Consider the following 21,427-nt stretch of genomic DNA (forward strand, 5'->3'; position numbering starts at 1 on the left):
GGAGAACGAGTGAGCGAATCGACGGGCACGCCTACGCGTGCCGCCAGTCCGTTGGCTGCGCGCGTCCACGGCACCGTCCGCATCGTCGGCGCGGGGCTGCTGGGTTCGAGCATCGGCCATGCGCTCTCCTCCCGCGGTGTGGACGTCTGCCTCGACGATGCCTCGCCGTCGCAGCTGCGACTCGCGATCGACTACGGCGCCGGCCGTCGACCGCGCCCGGACGACGATCCGTCGCTGATCGTCGTGGCGGTCCCGCCGGATGTCACCGCCGACGTCATCGAACGTGAGCTGCTGCAGCATCCGGACGCCGTCGTCACGGACGTCGCAAGCGTGAAGCTCGAACCGCTTCGCACCCTTCAGGGACGCGGCATCGACCTCACCCACTACATCGGCTCGCACCCCCTCGCGGGGCGGGAACGCGGCGGGGCGATCTCGGCCCGCGCCGACATCTTCGTCGGGCGGCCCTGGGTCGTGTGCCGGGACGAACAGACCTCTGCGGCGGACCTCGCCCTCGTCGAGGGACTGGCCCTGGAACTCGGCGCCACGCCGGTCGAGATGACCCCCGAGGACCACGACCGCGCCGTCGCGCTCGTCTCTCACGTTCCGCAGCTGATCGCCAGCCTGCTCGCCGGGCGTTTCGTCGACGCACCAGATGGATCACTGCGCCTGGCGGGGCAGGGCGTCCGCGATACGACACGGATCGCGGCATCCGCCCCGGAGTTGTGGGTGCAGATCCTCGGCGCCAACGCCGAACCGGTCGTCGATGTCCTGGACGCCCTCGCCGCCGACCTGAGCTCGGTCGCCGCGGCTCTGCGCGACCCCGAGGCGCCGGGTTCCCGGCGGGCGGTCGCCGATACCATCCGGCGGGGCAACGACGGGGTCGAACGGCTCCCTGGCAAGCACGGGCAGAACCGGCGCTTCGAGCAGGTCGTGGTGATGGTGGATGACACCCCCGGCCAGCTGGGACGACTTTTCGGCGAGCTCGGCGAACTCGAGGTCAACGTCGAGGATCTGCGTCTCGAGCACTCACCGGGCGCGCAGTTCGGACTCGCCGAGATCAGCGTCGTTCCGAGCGCGCTGCGTCGCGCCGTCGACGGGCTCGAAGCCCGCGGCTGGAAGATTGCGAGCACCACCAATGACTGACCGCGACACCACGGTCGTGGCGATCGACGGTCCGGCCGGCAGCGGCAAGTCGAGCGTCTCGAAGCAGGTCGCCCGGCGGCTGGGCTACGGCTACCTCGACACCGGAGCGGCCTACCGGGCGCTCGCCTGGCACGCCTTGGGCCACGGCGCAGACACCTCCGACGCGTCATCGGTGCTCGACGCGACCGGCGACTTCGACTTCGCGATCTCACTCGACCCCGACCACTACTGGGTGCGGGTCGGCGGGACCGATGTCACCGATGCGATCCGGGAGCCGCGGGTCACCGACGCCGTCAGCGGCGTCGCGCGGGTTCCGGCCGTGCGCCACACCGTCAACACGCTGTTCCGTGCCCTCATCACCGGGTCGGGCCTGCCCGGAGTGGTGGTGGAGGGGCGGGACATCACCACCGTCGTCGCGCCCGACGCGCCCGTGCGGATCCTGCTCACCGCGGCGCCTGCGGTCCGCGCCGCGCGGCGCAGTGCAGAGCTGACCGGGCACGACTCCGTGACCGTCGCCGAGGCGCTGCACCGCCGCGACGCCTCTGATTCCACTGTCGTCGACTTCCTCTCCGCCGCCCCCGGCGTCGTGGTGGTCGACTCATCCGATCTCGATTTCGAACAGACCGTGGGTGCCGTCCTCGACGTCATCCATACGGTCGTACCCACACAGACGGGAGCGCACGATGGGCGCTGACGACGAATACGAAGGTGGCGACGACAAGATCGCCGAATCCCTCGCCGACCTCGATGAGGAACTTGCCGAGGCGCGCGCTGCGACCCTGCGCGCGAGTCTCTCCGATTATGAACTCGACGACGAGGATGCCGCGCTCCTCGAGGGCGTCGCCCTCGGCGAGGACGGCATCCAGTACTTCCCGGCGCTGCCGGTGGTGGCCATCGTCGGTCGGCCCAACGTCGGCAAGTCGGCGCTGGTGAACCGCATCCTCGGGCGTCGTGAGGCGGTCGTGGAAGACACCCCCGGTGTCACGCGCGACCGTGTCACGTACAAGGCGGAGTGGATGGACCGCCGGTTCTCGATCGTCGACACAGGCGGGTGGGAACCGGACGCGCGAGGCATCGACCTGTCCGTGGCCGCCCAGGCCGAGATCGCGATCGACCTGTGCGATGTCGTCCTGTTCGTCGTCGACGCGATGGTCGGTGCAACCTCGACCGACGAACACGTCGTCAAGCTGCTGCGCAAGAGCGGCAAGCCGGTGTTCCTGGTCGCCAACAAGATCGACGACGCGCGGCACGAGCCGGAGGCGGCTCCGCTCTGGAGTCTCGGCCTCGGCCAGCCCTACCCGGTATCGGCCATCCACGGCCGCGGCGTGGCCGACCTGCTCGACGACGTCATGAAGGTCCTTCCCGAGGTGTCCGCTGTCGCCAAGCAGGAGATCGGCGGCCCTCGCCGGGTGGCCATCCTCGGGCGACCGAACGTCGGCAAGTCCTCGCTGCTGAACAGGGCGGCAGGCGAAGAGCGCGTGGTCGTCAATGAGCTCGCCGGAACCACACGCGACCCCGTCGACGAGATCGTCGACCTCGGCGGCAAACTGTGGCGTTTCGTCGACACAGCCGGCATCCGTCGCCGCGTGCACCTGCAGCAGGGCGCTGACTTCTACGCGTCGCTGCGCACGTCGGCGGCGCTGGAGAAGGCCGAAGTCGCGGTCGTCGTCATCGACGTCAGCGAGCCGGTCAGCGAGCAGGACGTCCGCATCATCGACCTCGTCCTCGAATCAGGGCGGGCTCTGGTCCTTGCGTTCAACAAATGGGACCGCCTCAACGACGAAGACCTCGAGAACCTCGAGCGGCGCCGCCATCTGGAGCGCGAGATCGAGCAGGACCTCGCCCACGTGGCATGGGCTCCGCGGGTGAACATCTCCGCCCGCACGGGTCGCCACCTGGAACGGCTGGTACCGGCGCTGGAGACATCGCTGAACTCGTGGGACACCCGTATCCCGACCGGCAAGTTCAACGCGTTCCTCTCGGAACTCGTCGCCGAGCACCCGCACCCGCTGCGCGGTGGCAAGCAGCCGCGCATCCTGTTCGGAACCCAGGCTTCGACGCGGCCGCCGACGTTCGTGCTCTTCACCACCGGGTTCCTCGACCCGGGCTACCGCCGGTTCATCCAGCGCCGCCTCCGCGAGATCTGGGGCTTCGAGGGCACACCCATCGTCATCAACATGCGGGTGCGCGAGAAGCGGACCCGTTAGCCGATCGGCGGCTTCTTCGGGGGCCTCACCATGGCCGTGGCGTCAGGCGCGGCGAAGCCGAACTGCTCGTACAGACCGTGGGCGTCCGCGGTGAACAGCGACCAGCGGAAGTCGCTCCCCGGGCCGTCTTCGATCATGGTGTGGACGAGGCGTTTTCCGAGCCCGTGACCTCGGTGCCCGTCAACCACGTACACGTCCGCGAGGTAGGCGAATCCCACGCCGTCAGAGGCTGCTCGCGCGAAGCCGACGAGCTCGTCCGTGCCCGCGCGATACGCGCCGACCACCCGCCAGGCGTTCTCGATCTGGGTGTCGACGTCGTCGCGTGTGCGCCAGCGGCCCCAGTACGCTTCGCGGGACAGCCACGCCCACACCGCGTCGCGGGAGATGCGCGCGGGGTTGTCGTCAAGCTCGTAGTCGTCGGTTCCCATTCCGTTATTCTTGCCCGCGCCCACCTGTCGGAGCGGCCGTGGATGCGGTCCGATCGCGGAGCTGTGGCACGTGCGTGTGACAGGGTGGACAGGTGACGATCGAGCCCCCCGCACCCGGTGAACCACGCCGCCCGTCCGGTCCGCGGGATCCCGGCGACGCGTGGGTTGTCGCGCCTACCGGTGAACGATACTGGGGCGTCTTCGGTGCCGCGGGGCTGCTTGCGCTGGACCCCGACCGTGGCGTGCTCCTGCAGCATCGCGTGTCCTGGTCGCATCACGGCGACACGTGGGCGCTACCGGGCGGCGCGCGGCACGAGGGTGAGTCGGCATCCGATGGTGCCTTGCGCGAAGCCGCCGAGGAGGCGGGCGTGCCGGAGTTCGCGATCCGGCCGCGGCTGCTCAGTGTGCTCGACCTGGGCTACTGGACGTACACGACCCTGGTGGGAGATGTCACACATCCCTTCGAGCCGACGATCAGCGACCCCGAAAGTCGCGAGCTCGCCTGGATCCCACCCGAGGCCGTCGCCGACAAGCCGCTGCATCCCGCTTTCGCGACATCGTGGGCACATCTCCAGCCCCTGCTCGATGTCCGCCCCGCGGTCGTCGTGGACGCCGCGAACGTGGTCGGTTCGGTGCCCGACGGCTGGTGGCACGACCGCCCGGCGGCCGCCCGCCGTCTGATCGCCCGGATCGGATTCCTCGCCGCGGGCGGCATCCCTGCCGCCGAGCTGGATCTGCCGGAGCACACCTGGTTTCCGGAATGGATGGTCGTCGTCGAAGGTCAGGCCCGTGCGGCGGGCGACGGAGCAGGTGGCGTCGATGTCGTGCGGGCCACGGCATCCGGCGACGACGCGATCGTCGCCGAAACCGCACGGCTCGTGTCCGCCGGACGCGCGGTCACGGTCGTGACGAGCGACCGCGAGCTCGCGCGCCGGGTGACGGATGCCGGGGCCGCCGTGCGTGGCGCGCGCTGGCTGCTCGATCAGCTGTCGTAGCCGTCGTCCTCGTCTGATTCGGCGTCTCGGCCGCGCAGTCTGTCGATGTCGCGTCGCTCCCGCTTGGTCGGACGCCCCGCACCGCGGTCGCGCAGAGGCACCAACGCGCGTTCCTCGACGGGTGGGGGCGGGGGAGTCCGGTCCTCGACCGCCTCCGCCGCGAGCACCGCGCCGACGCGCTTGGAGATCGGCAGCCTGACCACAAGAATGCGATCGAACCCTGCGATCCGCACCCGCAGTTCATCCCCCGGCCGCACCGGCTGGGCGGCCTTCGCCCGGTCGCCGTTGACGCGCACGTGTCCCGCACGGCACGCCGTGGTCGCCGCGGACCGCGTCTTGTACACCCGCACGGCCCAGAGCCATGCGTCCACCCGTGCGGTCGTCGTCATCCGGCGTCGCCCATTCGTCCGCTCGTCGCGGCGAGGGTCCGCAGACGGTCCGCGACCACGACACCGGCCGCGAGGAGCCCTTGCCCGAGGCAGTAGGTGAGCATGACGAGCGGGCTCGTCCACTCGGGGGTCGCGTCCGGAAGGAAGAGGCGGAACGCGAGAATCGTGTCGGAGGCGAGAAACAGCGCGTCGCCCCAGGCCACGAGCGGGTGACATCGGGATGCCGCGACCGCTGTCCCGCCCAGGATGAGTCCGTAGAGGGCGACGGCGATCAGCAGACCTCCGAGGTGGGGCCAGAGGACCGCGAGGAGCGCGATCCACCACAACCCGTAGACCGCCGCCCACGCCGGCACGCGCCGCGCCGGGATCAGCCGCCAGAAGAGCCAGATGTAACAGACGTGCGCGAGGCCGAAGAACAGGAGCATCATCGGCACGGTCGGCGCCGCCGGGAAGAATGTGCCGGCACCGTCGCCGAGCCACGACAAGGCGATCGCCGCGAACAGCAAGGTGTACGGCAGCCCCCCGCGCGATCCCCGTCCACCCCAGAGCACCGCTACGGCCAGGAGCGGCATCAGGAACAGCTTCGTCGGGCCGGCGACCGCCTCGGCGTCGACGGCAAGCGCGATGACGTGGACAACCGAAACCAGGGCGAACGGCGCGAATCCGATCCAGAGCCGGGGCATTGTTCTCCTCATCGAGCGGGCGGGGCACCATAATCGTCGCATGACCGACGCGCTCAGCAGGATCGGCCTCCGGCGCATGACGGGGCGGGACCCTGACGAGTCGCACCGTGTGGCCACCCCGCTCGAGCTGCTGTTCGACCTGGTGTTCGTGGTGGCCGTGTCGCAGGCCTCGCAGAACCTGCACCACCTCATCAGCGACGGCCACGTCGGGCAGGGAGTGCTCTCCTACCTGATGGTGTTCTTCGCGATCTGGTGGGCGTGGATGAACTTCACGTGGTTCGCGTCGGCGTTCGACACGGACGACTGGCTCTACCGCGTGATGACGATCGTGCAGATGGCCGGCGTGCTCGTGCTGGCGGCCGGCGTCCACGCGGCGATGGTGGACCTGGACTACCTGACGGTCACGTGGGGCTACGTACTCATGCGGCTTGCGATGGTGGGTCAGTGGCTGCGGGCCGCGGCATCCGATCCCGCCTCACGGCCCACCGCTGTACGGTTCGCCGTGGGGATCACGTTCGTGCAGGTGCTCTGGGTCGCGCGGATGTATCTGCTCGATGAGACCGCACAGTTCTGGTCGTTCTTCGTGCTCGTCGCCGCCGAATTCATCGTGCCGGTGTGGGCGGAGTCCCGGCGCCGCACCAGCTGGCACCCCGTCCACATCGCCGAGCGCTTCGGGCTGTTCACCCTGCTGCTGCTGGGCGAGAGTCTGCTCGCCTCCTCGAACGCGATGATCGACGCGCTCGGCGAGGGCGAGCAGATTCCACAGCTGCTCGGACTCGCGGCGTCGGGCATCGTTGTGACCGCCGGGATCTGGTGGCTGTACTTCGCCCGGGAGCAGCACGGGCGGCTGCGGAGCCTTCGCGCGGGTTTCACGTTCGGCTACCTGCACTATGTGATCTTCGCGGCGGCGGGCGCGGTGTCGTCGGGGGTGGAGGTCGAGATCGATGAGATCACCGGCCACACCGAGATCGCCCACGCGACCGCCGGACTCTCCCTCACCCTTCCGATCGCGTTGTTCGTGCTGAGCGCGTGGGCGATCCTGCTGCAACCGACGCTGTCGCGCGCGGCATCGGCCGTGGTCGTCGTGGCTGCCGGTCTCATCGCGGCGAGCGGCCTGCTGCCGGTGGGGGAGTACGCGGTCTCTGCGCTGCTGCTGAGCGGGATCGTCGTGGTGCTGGAGGTCGCGGCGGTCAAGGACTCGATTCCCGCGGGCCCGGCACGGACGCCGTAGGGCCGCCCACGGGTCCTCGAAGTCAGGTGCTCAGGTCGAGCGAGACGATGGTCCGGTCGTACCTCGGGCGCGCGACCTCGCGGAAGCCCGCCCTCTCGAACACCGACAGGATGCCGTGATACAGGTCGTTGGTGGGGTGCGTCGCCACCCTCGTGTCGAGCGGGTACGCCTCGACGGAGCGGGCCCCGTGACTGCGGGCGAAGTCGACGGCCGCGGAGAGGAGCTCGGCGTTCAACCCCTTGCCACGATGCTCGCGCCGCACGACGAAGCAGGTCACTGCCCAGACATCCTCATCATCGAGCGGCACGTCGGTGTTCGCCGCGATCGCCCGGGTGCGCAGGACCCGGATCTGCGAAGCACGCGGTCCGATGCGAACCCAGCCCGCGGCTTCACCATCGACATAGGCGATCAGTGCGGGCGGCGTGGCGCCTTGTTCGATCTCGGTCCGGAGCATCTCGCGCCGCTCATCTTGCGTCGTTCTCTGAAACTGCGCTCTTGTGAGCATCCACCACTGGCACTGGCAGGCCTGTCCATCGCCACCACCGGTCAGAGCGTGCTCAGCATCGTCGAAGCGGTCGGCAGTAACGGGGGAGAGAACGATCTCGGCCATCCCTCGACGCTAGCGACTGCGGCCGACACGGGAAAGAGTCGACTCAGGATGCCGGCCGTGCGGGCGTCGCCCGTTCGCGGCGCTCGCGGTGAGCGGGTAGGATGGGGGAGTTGTCCGCGTGCGGGCATCGGGATGTGGCGCAGCTTGGTAGCGCACTTGACTGGGGGTCAAGGGGTCGCAGGTTCAAATCCTGTCATCCCGACTGGAAAGTCCCGGGAACCTGAGGGTTCCCGGGACTTCTTAGTTGGTGAAACTTGACCACGTCATCGCAATGCCATCGAATTGACCGCTCTGGCGCTCTCTCGCGGCGCGAAGCCTCGACTGACTCTACTTCGCTCCGGTTGCCTCCGAACGGTGGGGCGACGACCTGCGCACCTAGTAGGCATAAACGCGGTAGACAACCTGACGCTCGAGCTCTGGGGGCTGGAAAGACTCCTCAATATCAACGAGCTCGCCGCCTATCTCCGCGTCCCCGTGTCGACCATCTACGAGTGGCGTACGAAGGGGCAGGCGCCTCTCGCGCATCGCTACGGCAAGCATCTGACATTCGCGGCCGCGGATGTGCGGGCTTGGGTCGACGCCCACAGGGAGCCGTGCGCTCCGGCACCCGTCAACCCTCGGTGACGCGATGAGTCGCGTGCGCCTCGCGATCGGGACTTTCGGCGAGATCGGGTTCCTTGCCGCCGCACCCGGTCGCGTGATTGCCCGCGCACGATATCGCGATTGGGATGGCCGGACCAGGCTCGTGCAGGCCACCGCAGAGACGCGCGCGCTCGCCGAGCGCGCACTGAAGGTGAAGCTCTCAACGCGGAGCTCGTTCCAGCACACGATAACGACGCTCACTCCCGACAGCCTGTTCTCCCATCTCGTCGACTACTGGCTTGAAGACCTGGATCAGGAGGGCCGGCTCTCCACAACGACACGGCAGCTGTACGAGCGCAACATCCGAACCCTCGTCATACCGGCGATCGGCAATCTGACGCTGCGGGAGATCGGCGTCGCGCGCTGCGACCAACTCCTCAAGCAGCTGAACAAGCGGAGCTACAGCCGAGCAAAGCATGCTCGCGTCGTACTTCGCCTGGCGTTCGGCCTCGCTGTGCGCCACGAGGTCCTGTCGCGTAATCCGATGGACCATGTCGCACGACTGAATCGGCAGATCAGTATGCCCGACGCACTCACCCCGGTCGAGGTGACGGCGATCCGCACGGCGATCGCCGTCTGGGAGAGCGGACGCGTGATCTCAGGGCCGAAGCCGGATGGACAACTCGGTGGAATCGTCGAGGTCATGCTTGGAACATCCGCCCGAATCGGTGAGGTGCTCGCGATTCGACGTCGCGACGTTGACATCACCAGCGCGGTGCCGTCGATTCGCATCGCGGGCACGATCGTCAGCAACAGTGGTGAGCCGACCCAGCGGCAGGATCACCCGAAGACCGCGAAGTCGCGACGCACTATCGCGATTCCGACGTTCACAGCCGAGGCCGTCCGCCGGCGTCTGGCTAGTCTCAGCGAGCCGTCGCTGGACGCGCTGCTCTTCTGTAGTCGGGAGGGCACACCGTTGACCACGAACAATGTGAGGCGCCAGCTTCGACGAGTCATGGAGATCGCCGGCATCACGGGAGTTACGCCGCACGCGTTTCGCCGCACGGTCGCGACAGCTATCAACGAGCAGGCGGGCGTGGAGCTTGCTGCAGAGTTGTTGGGCCACACGGATCCCAAGATCACCGTCCAGCACTACATCCGGCGCAACGAGATGGTGAACCCTTCCACCGCCGAGATGCTCGACCGCGCGTTCGCCAAGGATCAGCCGATCTGAGAAGGATGCCTGTGGTCACCACGTTTGCTCCGTCGGGCCCCAACTCGCGATCGGCCCGCCGTTCGGGCCGTGGTTCCGGAGGAACTCGCCGTGGACCCGCTCGCAGGCGAGGCGGAGGGTGTTTGACCAGCCGATGACTTCGCCGCGGAAGCTGACACGGTAGCGAACGTCGTCGGCGCTCATCCGGCGGATCTCGATGGTGCCGTACACGCGGTCGAACGCGTCCGCCAAAGTCCACGTGCCCGTCGGACCCTCCTGCGCTGCGAGCAGCGGGTGCCATCGGTGCGGTTCGGCCATTGGGCATCCTCCTCCGGCCGAACACGCATGAGAGTAGACCGACCAACAGACATCGCCGCGCGAGCTGTTGGGAGCTGGATGCGCACCTTCCTGCCATGAGCGATCGTGAGCGCGCTGACGCTGTCCTGGAGCACGTGGCTGTGCTCGCGTTCCTGTACTACCCCGGCATCGAGGTGGATGATCCGAGCTACAGCCTCGCCGACGACATCGACTGGTGTCTCGCGCGGCTGGGCGATGTGACCGACGTCGAGCGGGAACGGATGCGTGCGCTCTTCGAAAGAGCGATCACGGACCCCACCGCGGCGCGCGAGGAGTTGTTCACGGCTCTCGTTGAGCTCGACGGCGTTCTCGCAGCGGATCATCCTGAGTGACGCGCGTCGAAGCGAGGACGAGCGTGCGGCGCGTCTGGCTGCGCATCGGAAGGTATGGAACGACGCGCACCCGACCTACTACGCGGAGTACCGTGAGCGGAACCGTGAGGACATCCGCCGGAAGAACCGTGAGCGGGAGCGGGAGCGGGCTCAGCGCGAGCGGGAGGAGAAGGCGCGGCGTCAGAAGGGGATCGATCGCGCGACGGCGTGGGCTGCGGCGCACCCGGAGGAGCGTCAGCAAGCGCGCGAGCGCTACAAGCAAGAGCACCCGGAGACGTACAAGCAGGCTCAGCGCGACTATTACCACCGGAACCGCGACGCGATCGCCGAGCGCCGGCGGGCGCGAGAGGCCGCCGATCCCGTCAAGGCGAACGAAGTTCGCAATCGCGCGGTCGCCCGCGCACGCGGGGTCGGGCGCGTCTCCGAGTGGTCCCCCAGTCCCTCTCAGCAGGAGTCATACCGCCAGCGAGAGAATGAAGCGCGGCGTCGGCAGCGTCGCCGGGCCAGCGCCGGGCTGCCGGACCGACGGCTCCATCGGGTGCTGGCTGCAGAGCGGCGTCACAACGCCGCCGCCGCCGATGCGTTCTTCGCAAGGAAGCGCAGTCGGGGGGAGGTTGCTCGGATTCGAGAGCAGGACCTCCCCACTCCACCGGAGTTAGTGCACGCGCTCGAGCAGCGGTCAGAGAGCCGTCGCGTTGTTCGTCAGATTCTGGCCGTCGCTGACGTCTACTTCACCGAGCACGAACTCGAACTCCGGGCGCGTGTCGCCGAGATCTCGCGGACGCGCTTCCGCGCAGGGCTGCTCCCGCTTGATGTGTACACGGAGCCGCGCCGCCGCGCTCTCGAGGTAGCGAGCGCCGGCTACCTCCGTCGCAGTGCCGTGTCTCAGGCCTCATCGCTCGCCGTCTTCCAGTGGCTGACGTCGGATCTTGCGAAGCGGACGCCCGACATTCCGCTCTGATCTCGTTGCCGCTCAATGAGTCGCGTCACGCAATGGCGGCGCATCGGGTGGCCGTAGCCCGATCGGCCAACGCGACAATCACTCGCCCACGTGGCGGCGCCGCGATCGGTTAACGAGCTGTCTCTGCCGCTGCCCTCAGGCGCGCGGTGGGTTAAACATGAACTCAAGGCGGATGCCGTTGTCGTCCTCGACAAAGGATGCGTAGTAGCTGTCGTTGAACCGCGGGTAAAGCTTCGGCTCGCGGACCGCAGTCCAGCCCGCCTCCATCGCAATGTCGTGCAGGCGATCCACCTCCTCGGGTGATCCGACGGCGAAGGCAAGGTGCTGCCATCCCACGCGGCCTGTCCGGTGCGGTCCACTGCCCGCCTCCCGAGCCGAAAAGAGGATCAGCTCCTCCTCGCCCCGGTACCAAGACACGCCGTCGTCAGCGTCCAGTCGGGTGCAACCGAGCGCACGCATCACCGGGTCGAACTGCGAGGTCGATCGGGTCAGGTCATCGACGGTGATACCGAGGTGGTCAAAGAGGGTCACCTTTACATACTGCGACTGCCGTCGATGATGAGCAAATAGCCTCCCCTACCTTCTGGAGCGATCGGTCTCCGGCCGTGACACGCCACGCTGCCCATCGGCTCACGCGTCGCGCGAAGGACCGGATCGCCGACAGATCCGCGACCCACGCCCCCTCCGCGAGATCATCGGCACCGCTCTCGGGATCAGTGCCCGGGTAGGGATCGTCTATAGGCGACCGCCCCGGTGTGCAGTAAGTGGCCACAGGCCTAGACATCTCCGGCGTCAGGTCGGATGTGCTTCCTGAGGAATTCCTTCGTGAAGTGCTCGATGCACATCCCCGCGGAGCCCTCGCGCGAGAGTTTGGTGCGTGTGTGATCGAACAGGCCGAGCGGAAGCCCACGACCGCTGCTCGATAGACGGCGGCGTCGTGAGGCGGCTCGAGGAGAATCCGCTCGAACAGCTTCGATGATCCAGACGTCCGCCCGGACGACGATCCCTCTACGCTTCTAACGTGATTGCCCTTCAAGTCGTCCTGCCTCGGACGTTCCTCGCCGACGAGATCGTCAGGGAGTACATGTCAGACGTCGCTTCACGGTGGTACGGGCGGCAGGCGACCCCCGACGAAGTCGACGAAGCCCTTCACGGCGAGCCATACGACGACCTCCAGGGAGCCAGTGGCGTCTTCCTCGCCGCTGTGGAGGATGGCAGAGCGGTCGGCTGTGCAGGTGTGCGTTTTGGGGACGGATTTGCCGAGCTGACGAAGGTCTTCACCCGGCGCGACCATCGCGGACAGGGCCTGGGCGGCCGATTGCTCGGAATGGCCGAGCAATCCTGTGCGGAGAGGAACCACCGCAGGCGGGGCTGGCCGGGACGTCGCGACCCACAAGGCAGAACAAGTAGCCTGGTGCGGTGCTGAACCGGCGCTCTGAGCGTGCCCGGCTTGACGATTTCGTCAAGCGCATCGGCGAAGGCCATAGCTCGACACTTCTCCTCGACGGTGGCGCGGGTGTCGGGAAAACCACTTTGCTCGATTATCTGGTCCAGCAGAGCGAGGGGATCCGAATCCTCAACGTCACGGGCATTCAGTCCGAGGTGGAGCTCGCCTACGCCGCGTTGCATCAGCTGTGCCGTCCACTAATGGCGGGGCTAGAGTCATTGCCGGCACCTCAGCGAGAGGCACTTGAAACCACATTCGGGTTACGCGTGGGTCCGTACCCGAATAAGTTCTACATCGGCCTGGCCACTCTGAGCCTGTTGTCGGAGTACTCCACAGACGAACCTCTTCTCTGCGTGATCGACGACGCGCAGTGGCTGGATCAGGCGTCCGCGGAGGTGCTCGGGTTCGTCGCAAGGAGGCTGGAGGCCGAAGCCATCGGGATGGTATTCGCTGTGCGTACCGGTACCAAAGATCCAGGGTTGGGCGGGATACCTCGTCTTCTCGTGACAGGCCTTGAGAAGCCGTACGCAGAGCGTCTCTTCTCCTCGCTCGCGCTAGGCCCCGTAGACCCGGACGCTATGGCGAGGGTCATCAACGAGGCGAATGGGAACCCGCTTGTGATCGTCGAGTCGGCTCGAGCGCTGAGTCGCGCCGAGATTGCGACCGGATTGATCATCTCCACGCTTCCGGCTCGACCGAGTGAGCTGGAGGAGCAATTCCGACGTCGTGTTGTGCTGCTGCCGGAGACGACACAACAGCTGCTGGTGATCGCCGCTGCCGAGCCCTTTGCGAATCCTCGCGTTGTCGAGGCGGCCGCCGGAGTCCTGGGAATCTCGCTGCAGGCGGCTGAACCGGCGATCGACGCGGGACTGTGCGTCTCGGGCCCGTCCGTCCAGTTTCGGCATCCATTAGTCCGGTCGGCCGTGTACAGGACGGCGTCGCCGAGTTCAGTGAGAAGCGCGCACGCAGCATTGGCAGCGGTCAGCCCCGACGATTCCGACCCCGACCTTCTCGCGTGGCACCATGCTCGTGCCCAGGAGGGCACCGACGAGGATGCCGCAGCTGAACTTGCGGCGGCCGCAGGACGGGTGTTGGCGCGTGGAGGCGCGACGGCTGCGGCCGCGCTCTACCGTCAGGCGCTGCAGGTCACCGCGAACCGGGTGAAGAAAGCCGAATGGTCGCTGAGGATCGCACAGGCTGAACTTGCAGCGGGTGAGTATGACCTCGCGCTGGATGACCTCAAGGTAGCGACAACTGGAAACAACAGTCCCACGCTGCGAGCAGAGCTGGCGCTCACCAAAGCGAGAGTCGCATTCGCGCGCGAGCGGGGCGGTGCCGCGGTCGGCCTCCTGTTGAACGCCGCCGACGAGTTGGTCCCTATCGGTCTCGATGGTGCCCGCGAAGCGTTCCTCGAGGCGTTTTCCGCAGCGATGTTCGGAGCTTCGCTCGCTGACACGGACGTCCGGAAAGTGGCAGACCGCTGGCTTTCGTCCGGAGTTCCTGCCGGCGATCGACCTGCACACCTCCTTCTTGACGCGATGGCGCGCGTGATCGCGCACACTGACCCCTCCTCGATGCGCAATATGCAGGATGCGCTCGTGCCCTTCAGGCACGAGATCGCGGACGAGCGCACGCACGTCCATTGGATGTGGCACGGCACTATCGCTGCACTCGCCGCATGGGACTTCGAGACGTGGGATGCGGTGTCGCACCGACACCTTGTTCTTGCGCGGGCGGCCGGTGACTATAGCGAGTTGCCCATCGCCCTGACTGCGCGCGCGTACACGCACTTATTCCGCGGCAACATGTCCACCGCAATCGACGCGTCGCGCGAGATGGCGGTGATCAGGTCGGCGACGGACGGAGCCATGAATCCTTCTGTCGCTGTCGGGACGGCCGCCCTCCAGGGCCGGGTCGAAGACCTCGATTCATTGGTACGTCTGATCGAGGCCGATGCAAGCGAGCGCTCGGACGGCAGCGGCCTCGCGAATGCCTATTGGGGGGAGGCCATCTTGAACAACAGCATGGGACGTTACGAGGTTGCTCGCGATTGGGCGACACGATCCGGCGCGCTGCACAATCCGCTTCACTCCATCACCAACTGGGCGCTTGTTGAGTCGATCGAGGCGGCGAGTCGACTGAATGGTGTTGATGCGACTCCAGAGTTGTCACGGCTCGAAGCAGCGACATCGCCGTATGACTCGGCATGGGGGAGCGGACTCTACGAGCGTTCGAAGGCGCTCCTCAGCGCCGAAAATGACGCCGAAGCGCATTACCTCGAGGCACTCAGACTTCTTGAGTCCACCCCCAGCCGCCTGGACTTCGCGCGCGCAACACTCGTGTACGGGGAGTGGCTCCGTCGTCAGAAGCGGCTGTCAGACGCGCGTATCGAGCTGAGCCGCGCCCAGCAGCTCTTCGAGGCGATTGGCGCCGCCGCGTTTGCTGATCGCGCGACCCGTGAACTGCAGGCAACGGGGGTACGCGGTGGCCCGCGCGGGGAAGGCGGAGGCATCGCACTCACCTCGCAGGAGTCCCAGATCGCACAACTCGCAGGGCAGGGACTCACGAATAGCGAAATCGCGACGCGCATGTTCCTCAGCCCGAGGACCGTCGCCTATCACCTGGGCAATGTGTTCAACAAGTTGCAGATCAGCTCGCGACACCAGCTTCCTCAGCTTCCGGTCACGACGTGACCGATCAGTCGCTCTGACTCGGGCGTCGTTTTCGTTGACTCGGGGCTCGACGCTGCCACGGGCGCCTGCGCGTGGTCGGTGGCAAGTACGCGTGCCCGCGCTGCGCCCGCAGCAGGACCTGAGGCCCGTCTGTATCCGTATTTCCCCAGTGTTATCCCTAGTGTTATGTGGAGCGACGCCGATACTCTGGAGCGGTGCTTGCCCGGCACCCCGAAAGAACCCGGCTCGATGAGCTCCTGGAGAGCATCCGCGACGGCCGCAGCTCGACACTGCTCCTCAGCGGAGGCGCAGGCGTCGGAAAGACAACCCTGCTCAACTATCTCGTCCAGAACTCAGCCGGAGTCCAGATTCTCGGCGTCACCGGCATCCAGTCCGAGATCGAGTTGCCCTACGCGGCTTTACATCAACTTTGCCGACCCCTGATGAGCACGATCGACTCGTTGCCCGATCCACTGCAGGACGCGCTTGAAACCACATTCGGCATGCGCGGAGGCTCACTCCCGGACAAGTTCCTGCTCGGCCTGGCCACGCTCAGCCTGCTTTCCGACGCCTCTCGTGCTGGACCTATCCTTTGCGTCGTGGATGATGCGCAGTGGCTGGACAGCGTCTCGGCCGAAGTGCTCGGATTCGTCGCTCGGCGACTGGACGCTGAGGGCGTCGGGATGGCATTCGCGGCCCGCACCCCCCACCACATTCCCGGGCTGGAGGGCGTTGCGCGTCTGGCCCTCACCGGTTTGGAGAGGAAAGACGCGCACGAGCTACTCTTGTCCCTCGCACACGGAGCGACTGACCCCGGGGCCCTGCACAGGATCCTCGACGAGGCAGACGGAAACCCGCTCGTCCTCATGGAGTCCGTTCGCGCTCTCACTCGCGAGGAGCTTGCAACTGGGATCCTGCTTGCTGATGCACCGTCTCAGCTCACTCGAATCGAAGAGCAGTTCCGGCAGCGCGTGATTCTGCTGCCACCGGACACCCAGCAACTGCTCCTCATCGCAGCGGCCGAGCCGTTGGGAGACGCGCGGGCAATCCAGCTTGCGGCTGCAAAGTCTGGCATTGACACCGCTGCGGTCCGGTCCGCGATCGAGGCGGGGCTTTGCGAACCTGGCGTGGGCATTCGGTTCCGTCATCCCCTCGTCCGTTCCACGGTCTATCGCACTGCTTCACCAGCCTCAGTCAGGGCTGCGCACTCAGCTCTCGCTGCGGCCGACCCCGCCATCGTGCAGCCCGACCTTCTCGCCTGGCATCGCGCGCGCGCGAGCGAAGGGAAAGACGAAGACACCGCCGCCGAGTTGGCGCATGCAGCAGCGCGGGCGACGGCGCGTGGTGCCCTCGCCCTCGCCGCCGTACTCCTGCGGCAGGCGCTAGAGCTGACAGCCAGCGACGATCTGAGAGCGGAGTGGTCGCTGCAGCTCGCTCAAATCGAGCTGGCGGCTGGGCAGTTCGCCGACGCCGCCAAAGATCTCGGGGTGGTGTCCGCCGTTAGCCTTCGGCCAGTCATGCGCGCCGAGGCCAGACTCACGGAAGCGAGGCTCGCGTTCGTGCGGGAACGCGGCGGAGCGGCGATCCCGCTGTTCCTGGAAGCAGCCGACCAACTGGCGAAGGTCGATCCGGGAGCGGCGCAGGCCGCATACCTCGAAGCGCTCTCTGCCGCGCTCTTCGCCGGAAACCTGGCGCAGTCCGCGGATCTCACTCAGGTGGCGTTGAGGTGGCGCGCTTCCGGTGCCCCGCCCGGCCACCGGCCCGTTGACCTGCTTCGAGACGCGTTCGTGTCCGTCATTAGCGACGGCGACGATCGGGCATGGAACCAGATGCACGCGGCACTTGTCGCCCTCCAGAGTGACGGTGACCAGCAATATCCTGCCGTGCCATGGTTGCGCGTGGCCTTCTCGGCGACCGCGGCCGCGTGGGATCTCGACGCCTGGGAATACGTCTCGCGTCAACTTGTCGAACTCAGCCGCGCCAGAGGTGACTACAGCGAGCTCCCGATGGCGCTCAGTTCCCTCGCGTTCGTGCACCTGTTCGCCGGTGAACTTTCGACTGCGAGCGACACAGTCGGCGAGATGGCGACGATTACCTCCGCCACAGGTGCTGAGGTGAGTCCATACGGTGCGATCGGAGTTGCCGCGTTGCAGGGGCGTGAGGCAGACCTCGCCGCTCTGATCGAGACCACCGTCCCCGCGGCTGAAGCACGAACCGATGCCACGGGTGTCGCGATCGGTTACTGGGCATCGGCCATATTGAACAACGGGCTGGGTCGCTACGACGAGGCGCTCGCGTCGGCATCGCGTGCCGTCCCTCTCCACCACTCATTGCACGCGACGAGCGCGTGGGCATTGGTTGAACTGATCGAGGCCGCGAGTCGGTTGAACGGTTCGGCGGACGCCGGCACCGCAATGGACCAGCTCGAGACCGCCGCAAAGTTCAGCGGCACGGATTGGGCCCTAGGCGTGCTCGCGAGGTCTCGCGCACTGATCAGCACAGACACTGAGGCGGAGGCGCTTTACGTCGAAGCACTCCGTCGCCTGGATTCCAGCCGCGCCCGTCTCGACGCTGCCCGTGCGTACCTTGTGTACGGCGAATGGCTCCGTCGACAGAAACGCCTCGCCGATGCCCGTGACCGGCTCACCCGAGCTCAGCAACTGTTCGAGGACATCGGGGCCACAGCCTTTGCGCGTAGAGCGTCTGCTGAGCTCCAGGCAGCGGGTTCGCAGGTGCGGAAGCCCGGTCGTGTCGGCCGGCCGCTACTCACCTCTCAGGAAGCTCAAATAGCGCGACTGGTAAGTGAAGGCCTCAGCAACAACGACGTGGCCGCACGGATGTTCCTCAGCCCGCGAACGGTGGAATATCACCTCGGCAAGATATTCAACAAACTGCACATCAACTCCCGCCACCAGATTGCGACGGTCAGCCCGGATGTTTGAGTTCGATAAGCGAGCCATCAAAGTGACGTCCGCGTCGACCGTGATAGCGTCCGTCCAATCAGGGCCGCGACCACACACGCGCAGGCCCCGACGCCGACTGCGAGGCGTGGGTCGATACCACCGATCGCCCCGATGGTCGCCGAGCCGATCGGCGTGGTACCTAAGAAGGCTGTCGACCACAGCGCGGTGACTCTTCCGCGGTACTCGGGAGCGGAAGCGATTTGAATGGTGCTGTTACCCGTCGTGAGAAATGTGATGCTCGCCATTACGACCAGGATCGCAACGGCGACCGCGGCGCTCGGTGCGACCGCCAACCCTGCCATGCTGACGGCGTAGGCGGCGGACGCACGGATCAGCCGGCGCATCCCCGTTTCAGGTCGCAACATGCAATAGACCCCACCGATGACTGAGCCGGCGCCGAACGCGCCGATGAGCCATGGGTAGGAGGCATCCACGTCCCCGAGTGCACCCTTGGCGAACAGAGGGAGGCTCACTTCGAACTCGCACGTGAATGTTCCGACGACCGCCATCATGGCGACAGGCGCAAGGGTGAGCGGGACTCTGCGCGCATACAGAAATCCGGCGATAAGTTGCCCGCGGGCGGGTGACGTTCGGTGTGCGGGCATCAGCGCGGAGACCCGTAATGACAGGAGCGCGATCACGACGGCAATGAAGCTGCCGGCGTTGATGTAGAAGCACCAGGCCACCCCGAGCGTGGAGATGAGCACGGCCGCGATGATGGGTCCGATGGCTCGCCCGACATTCACGAAGATGCTGTTCAGAGTGACCGCGTTGTGTATGAGGTGAGGGCCGACGATCTCCGGGATGAGTCTGGGTGTATTCGTCTGCCGAAGACTTGGAACTGTGTCTCGCCCTGTTCCGCCAGATCGAAAGGTGTGGGATGCCGCCCGACGCCGCATCCCACACCCTCCGGCGCACGGGAGAGGGCCGTTCAACTGTCCCGAACAGCGAACGACGCGTGTGCGCTTCGTCGCCGCCAGATGGCGAGAGCGACAAACCAAACAATGATCAGGAGTGCGACAATGCTGAACCCGATCGTGTTCAGGTCGACGTGCGATGTCCACTGCCACAGCGCGTCCGGTAGCCGTAGGCGATCGCCGAGCATCGCGAGCAGTTCGATTGTGCCGACGACGAGGGCGATAACCACGGAGACACCGGTGATGGTCAGGTTGTAGCGGAGTTTTCGTGTCGGCTCTGCAAAGGCCCAGCCGTATGCGTAACGCATGACGACGCCGTCTGCCGTATCGAGCAACGACATGCCCGCAGCGAAGAGGATCGGAAGCGCGAGAAGCGAATACCAGGGCAGGCCGGATGCTGCGCTCGTCGCCGCGAGAACCAGGAGGCCGACCTCGGTGGCGGTGTCGAACCCAAGCCCGAACAGCACGCCGAGCGGGTACATCTGCCAGGGTGCGCTAATCGCCTTCATGGCCCCACCGAAGAGCTTCGTCATCGGACCTTTGGCCACGGACGCCGCTTCCCCAGCCACAATATTGGTCGCACCTTCGCGCACACGCTTGTATGTCCTCCAGGTCGAGACGAGAAGAACGATGTTGACCGCTGCGATGGCGTAAAGAAAGAGTCCTGACACGGTGGTTCCGACGATGCCGGTCACCTGTTGCAGGGCCGAGTTCTCATCGCCGAGAGGTCCGGCAAGGGCGCTGACCCCCATCGCCAGCAGAACCACAAGGCCGAGAACCACTGAAGAGTGACCCAGAGAGAACCAGAAGCCCACAGAGATCGGTGACTTGCCGTCGCTCATGAGCTTGCGGGTGGTGTTGTCGATCGCCGCGATGTGGTCCGCATCGAAGGCATGCCGGAGCCCGAGGGTGTACGCGGTCAGGCCGACGCCGATGCCGAGCACGCCCGTGGATCCCTCGGTCGCCGCCGGAGGGGAGACGAGCAACACGAAGCCCACCACGTGCAGGATGATGACCGTGCTGCTGACGCCCGCGAATGCCAAGACCGTTCGACGACGGTCCGATCTCGGCGGCGCATGGCTAGGAACGTTTTGCGGGGTCAATTTCGTCGCCTCATTGGCCGAGCGCGGTCAGCGACCGGCAGGGACGGAAGGGACATAGGGGAACGTCGAAGACGGCCGATCGGTGACCGAACCTTTCCCGAGTCCCACCCCCAGGGGTGTGTTGGCCGCGAGGGTGAACATCACATCCGAGACGTTGTCGGTAAGCGTGCGCCCGTTGATCCCCAGAAACCCGAACTCGGCCTGCGACCCCACAGTGTAGGGCAGGATGTTCGGCAAGAACCGGCTCACGAACCGCTCCGCGTGAGCGTCCGGATCCTCGGCGGTATCGTACGCGCGGACGAGCCCCGCGATCCTCTCCTTGAGGGTCCGAGCGTAGGTGGCCGCGTCGTCGAGGGGGCGTCCGAGATTGAGATCCTCGCCAAGTCGCTCATCGAACTGCGTGAACAAGGGGTGGATCATCGGATAGCCGATGCGATTGATCGCGCGCCATCCGCCCGCGTCGGTTTGCAGACTCGCCACCGCCCACACGCCTATCCGGTTCGCTTCGCCCGCACGGCGGTTGAAAGTTTCGTCGGGAACTTCGATGACGATGGCGTAGACACTGTGACCAGCAAATACGTTGACCGCCCCTGAGGGAGCCCAGTCTTCGAGGTGCGCGGTCGTGCCGTCCTGCACCGCATGTCCCACCGCGTGTAGCACCGTCGGGTCGATCCAGAACGGGTCACCGGCTTTACCGGCCCACACCCGGACACCGTCGGAACCGGTCACAACCGCATCCGTTGCGCCTTCGGCGACCACCGTTCCCGGCGCGAACGGGTCCGCCGCGTCGTTGCCGTCAACGCGATGAAGCAAGAAGCGCTGGGAACCATCCGATGCAAGCTCAGCAAAGACGAAGCGATACGTGAGGTCCTCGACGTCGTCGCCGTCCAGATCCACCTTGAGCTCGTACATTCCTTCTGGGTGGTACCCGACGGCGGGTTTACCGCCACCCAAGGAGTGGCAGACATTCATGATGAGCGTGGTGCCTATTTCGCCCCGGAAGACATAGAGATCGGTTGTATCCAAACGCACGTCCTGCCGCGCGAGAGGAGAGTCGAGATGATGCGACACGGCACGCTCACTTTCGTTGAGGGAACAGTGGGGTGCAAAGGCGAACCCCACTGCGGTATGTCTGACATCCTTCGAAATCGACGCGCGACGTCCTAGCGACAAATGACCTCATTCCGGAGCGGG

21 protein-coding genes and 1 tRNA gene are annotated in these 21,427 nt (G+C 66.5%); 13 read left to right on the forward strand and 9 right to left on the reverse strand.

The features are described from left to right. Window positions 1-9 precede the first annotated feature (9 nt). From ABD655_RS07220 to der, 3 genes are read left to right on the forward strand one after another with little or no spacing between them, the layout of a single operon-like run. Window positions 10-1,143 (forward strand): prephenate dehydrogenase, encoded by a 1,134-nt coding sequence (locus ABD655_RS07220; RefSeq protein WP_344712786.1) that lies wholly within the window; start codon window positions 10-12, stop codon window positions 1,141-1,143. Continuing rightward, window positions 1,136-1,837, forward strand: coding sequence for a (d)CMP kinase (gene cmk / locus ABD655_RS07225; RefSeq protein WP_344712787.1), 702 nt, complete (start codon window positions 1,136-1,138; stop codon window positions 1,835-1,837). The genes ABD655_RS07220 and cmk overlap by 8 nt, the downstream gene beginning before the upstream one ends. Further along, the gene (gene der / locus ABD655_RS07230) at window positions 1,827-3,350 is read left to right on the forward strand and encodes a ribosome biogenesis GTPase Der (protein ID WP_344712789.1); all 1,524 of its coding nucleotides are present in this window, start codon (window positions 1,827-1,829) and stop codon (window positions 3,348-3,350) included. The genes cmk and der overlap by 11 nt, the downstream gene beginning before the upstream one ends. Here der and ABD655_RS07235 read toward each other — a convergent pair. Next, complete coding sequence (locus ABD655_RS07235) at window positions 3,347-3,778, reverse strand: GNAT family N-acetyltransferase (protein ID WP_344712791.1); 432 nt, start codon at window positions 3,776-3,778, stop codon at window positions 3,347-3,349. The genes der and ABD655_RS07235 overlap by 4 nt on opposite strands. A gap of 92 nt (window positions 3,779-3,870) precedes the next feature. Between ABD655_RS07235 and ABD655_RS07240 the strand changes: the two genes are divergently transcribed. After that, window positions 3,871-4,773 carry an NUDIX domain-containing protein gene (locus ABD655_RS07240; RefSeq protein ID WP_344712793.1) on the forward strand — a complete coding sequence of 301 codons (903 nt, stop codon included), beginning with the start codon at window positions 3,871-3,873 and terminating at the stop codon, window positions 4,771-4,773. On the opposite strand, the gene ABD655_RS07245 is transcribed toward ABD655_RS07240, so the two are convergent. After that, window positions 4,761-5,162, reverse strand: coding sequence for an RNA-binding S4 domain-containing protein (locus ABD655_RS07245; protein ID WP_344712795.1), 402 nt, complete (start codon window positions 5,160-5,162; stop codon window positions 4,761-4,763). The two genes, ABD655_RS07240 and ABD655_RS07245, sit on opposite strands and share 13 nt — an antisense overlap. Further along, window positions 5,159-5,845, reverse strand: a complete 687-nt coding sequence (locus tag ABD655_RS07250) for a lysoplasmalogenase (protein WP_344712796.1) — start codon at window positions 5,843-5,845, stop codon at window positions 5,159-5,161. Before ABD655_RS07250 ends, ABD655_RS07245 begins: the two co-directional genes overlap by 4 nt. Window positions 5,846-5,885: 40 nt before the next feature. Between ABD655_RS07250 and ABD655_RS07255 the strand changes: the two genes are divergently transcribed. Continuing rightward, on the forward strand, window positions 5,886-7,076 hold the full coding sequence (locus tag ABD655_RS07255) for a low temperature requirement protein A (RefSeq protein WP_344712798.1): 1,191 nt from the start codon (window positions 5,886-5,888) through the stop codon (window positions 7,074-7,076). Between the two features lie 22 nt (window positions 7,077-7,098). Here the strand turns inward: ABD655_RS07255 and ABD655_RS07260 are convergent, their stop codons facing one another. Continuing rightward, window positions 7,099-7,686 (reverse strand): GNAT family N-acetyltransferase, encoded by a 588-nt coding sequence (locus ABD655_RS07260; RefSeq protein ID WP_344712800.1) that lies wholly within the window; start codon window positions 7,684-7,686, stop codon window positions 7,099-7,101. 128 nt (window positions 7,687-7,814) lie between these two features. On the opposite strand from ABD655_RS07260, the gene ABD655_RS07265 reads away from it, so the two are divergent. From ABD655_RS07265 to ABD655_RS07275, 3 genes are all read left to right on the forward strand, one after another. Next, window positions 7,815-7,888: transfer RNA gene (locus ABD655_RS07265), tRNA-Pro, on the forward strand. 152 nt (window positions 7,889-8,040) lie between these two features. Continuing rightward, on the forward strand, window positions 8,041-8,310 hold the full coding sequence (locus ABD655_RS07270; protein ID WP_344712802.1) for a helix-turn-helix transcriptional regulator: 270 nt from the start codon (window positions 8,041-8,043) through the stop codon (window positions 8,308-8,310). Window positions 8,311-8,314: 4 nt separating this feature from the next. Continuing rightward, the gene (locus ABD655_RS07275; protein WP_344712804.1) at window positions 8,315-9,502 is read left to right on the forward strand and encodes a tyrosine-type recombinase/integrase; all 1,188 of its coding nucleotides are present in this window, start codon (window positions 8,315-8,317) and stop codon (window positions 9,500-9,502) included. A gap of 15 nt (window positions 9,503-9,517) precedes the next feature. Here the strand turns inward: ABD655_RS07275 and ABD655_RS07280 are convergent, their stop codons facing one another. Then, on the reverse strand, window positions 9,518-9,799 hold the full coding sequence (locus tag ABD655_RS07280) for a hypothetical protein (protein ID WP_344712806.1): 282 nt from the start codon (window positions 9,797-9,799) through the stop codon (window positions 9,518-9,520). Window positions 9,800-9,894: 95 nt separating this feature from the next. Here ABD655_RS07280 and ABD655_RS07285 point away from each other — a divergent pair, with 95 nt between their 5' ends. Further along, on the forward strand, window positions 9,895-10,170 hold the full coding sequence (locus ABD655_RS07285; protein WP_344712808.1) for a hypothetical protein: 276 nt from the start codon (window positions 9,895-9,897) through the stop codon (window positions 10,168-10,170). Beyond that, complete coding sequence (locus tag ABD655_RS07290; RefSeq protein WP_344712809.1) at window positions 10,130-11,131, forward strand: hypothetical protein; 1,002 nt, start codon at window positions 10,130-10,132, stop codon at window positions 11,129-11,131. Before ABD655_RS07285 ends, ABD655_RS07290 begins: the two co-directional genes overlap by 41 nt. 135 nt (window positions 11,132-11,266) lie before the next feature. Here the strand turns inward: ABD655_RS07290 and ABD655_RS07295 are convergent, their stop codons facing one another. After that, window positions 11,267-11,662 carry a VOC family protein gene (locus ABD655_RS07295; protein WP_344712812.1) on the reverse strand — a complete coding sequence of 132 codons (396 nt, stop codon included), beginning with the start codon at window positions 11,660-11,662 and terminating at the stop codon, window positions 11,267-11,269. A 553-nt stretch (window positions 11,663-12,215) separates the two neighbouring features. Between ABD655_RS07295 and ABD655_RS16945 the strand changes: the two genes are divergently transcribed. From ABD655_RS16945 to ABD655_RS07305, 3 genes are all read left to right on the forward strand, one after another. Then, a complete protein-coding gene (locus ABD655_RS16945; protein ID WP_425561675.1) occupies window positions 12,216-12,557 on the forward strand; it encodes a GNAT family N-acetyltransferase in 342 nt (113 codons plus the stop codon). Then, complete coding sequence (locus tag ABD655_RS07300; protein WP_344712814.1) at window positions 12,551-15,271, forward strand: helix-turn-helix transcriptional regulator; 2,721 nt, start codon at window positions 12,551-12,553, stop codon at window positions 15,269-15,271. The genes ABD655_RS16945 and ABD655_RS07300 overlap by 7 nt, the downstream gene beginning before the upstream one ends. A 194-nt stretch (window positions 15,272-15,465) precedes the next feature. Continuing rightward, a complete protein-coding gene (locus ABD655_RS07305; protein ID WP_344712816.1) occupies window positions 15,466-18,192 on the forward strand; it encodes an AAA family ATPase in 2,727 nt (908 codons plus the stop codon). 17 nt (window positions 18,193-18,209) lie between these two features. Here the strand turns inward: ABD655_RS07305 and ABD655_RS07310 are convergent, their stop codons facing one another. Genes ABD655_RS07310 through ABD655_RS07320 form a run of 3 tightly spaced genes read right to left on the reverse strand, consistent with a single transcriptional unit; the run spans window position 18,210 to window position 21,304 of the window. Next, the gene (locus tag ABD655_RS07310; RefSeq protein ID WP_344712818.1) at window positions 18,210-19,112 is read right to left on the reverse strand and encodes an MFS transporter; all 903 of its coding nucleotides are present in this window, start codon (window positions 19,110-19,112) and stop codon (window positions 18,210-18,212) included. Between the two features lie 32 nt (window positions 19,113-19,144). Then, window positions 19,145-20,233 (reverse strand): Nickel transporter NicT, encoded by a 1,089-nt coding sequence (gene nicT, locus ABD655_RS07315; protein WP_344712820.1) that lies wholly within the window; start codon window positions 20,231-20,233, stop codon window positions 19,145-19,147. A gap of 27 nt (window positions 20,234-20,260) precedes the next feature. Next, complete coding sequence (locus ABD655_RS07320; RefSeq protein ID WP_344712822.1) at window positions 20,261-21,304, reverse strand: DUF4331 family protein; 1,044 nt, start codon at window positions 21,302-21,304, stop codon at window positions 20,261-20,263. Window positions 21,305-21,427 lie beyond the last annotated feature (123 nt).

Origin of the sequence: Microbacterium terregens (assembly GCF_039534975.1) — a bacterium.
GTDB classification, from domain to species: domain Bacteria; phylum Actinomycetota; class Actinomycetes; order Actinomycetales; family Microbacteriaceae; genus Microbacterium; species Microbacterium terregens.

What these genes read in the sequence shown, in the direction of transcription:
- ABD655_RS07235 (WP_344712791.1), bottom strand. Translation starts at nt 3,778, where the DNA reads ATGGGAACCGACGACTACGAGCTTGACGACAACCCCGCGCGCATCTCC.
- ABD655_RS07245 (WP_344712795.1), bottom strand. Translation starts at nt 5,162, where the DNA reads ATGACGACGACCGCACGGGTGGACGCATGGCTCTGGGCCGTGCGGGTG.
- ABD655_RS07280 (WP_344712806.1), bottom strand. Translation starts at nt 9,799, where the DNA reads ATGGCCGAACCGCACCGATGGCACCCGCTGCTCGCAGCGCAGGAGGGT.
- ABD655_RS07275 (WP_344712804.1), top strand. Translation starts at nt 8,315, where the DNA reads ATGAGTCGCGTGCGCCTCGCGATCGGGACTTTCGGCGAGATCGGGTTC.
- ABD655_RS07255 (WP_344712798.1), top strand. Translation starts at nt 5,886, where the DNA reads ATGACCGACGCGCTCAGCAGGATCGGCCTCCGGCGCATGACGGGGCGG.
- ABD655_RS07250 (WP_344712796.1), bottom strand. Translation starts at nt 5,845, where the DNA reads ATGCCCCGGCTCTGGATCGGATTCGCGCCGTTCGCCCTGGTTTCGGTT.
- ABD655_RS07310 (WP_344712818.1), bottom strand. Translation starts at nt 19,112, where the DNA reads ATGCGGCGTCGGGCGGCATCCCACACCTTTCGATCTGGCGGAACAGGG.
- ABD655_RS16945 (WP_425561675.1), top strand. Translation starts at nt 12,216, where the DNA reads ATGTCAGACGTCGCTTCACGGTGGTACGGGCGGCAGGCGACCCCCGAC.
- cmk (WP_344712787.1), top strand. Translation starts at nt 1,136, where the DNA reads ATGACTGACCGCGACACCACGGTCGTGGCGATCGACGGTCCGGCCGGC.
- ABD655_RS07260 (WP_344712800.1), bottom strand. Translation starts at nt 7,686, where the DNA reads ATGGCCGAGATCGTTCTCTCCCCCGTTACTGCCGACCGCTTCGACGAT.
- ABD655_RS07285 (WP_344712808.1), top strand. Translation starts at nt 9,895, where the DNA reads ATGAGCGATCGTGAGCGCGCTGACGCTGTCCTGGAGCACGTGGCTGTG.
- der (WP_344712789.1), top strand. Translation starts at nt 1,827, where the DNA reads ATGGGCGCTGACGACGAATACGAAGGTGGCGACGACAAGATCGCCGAA.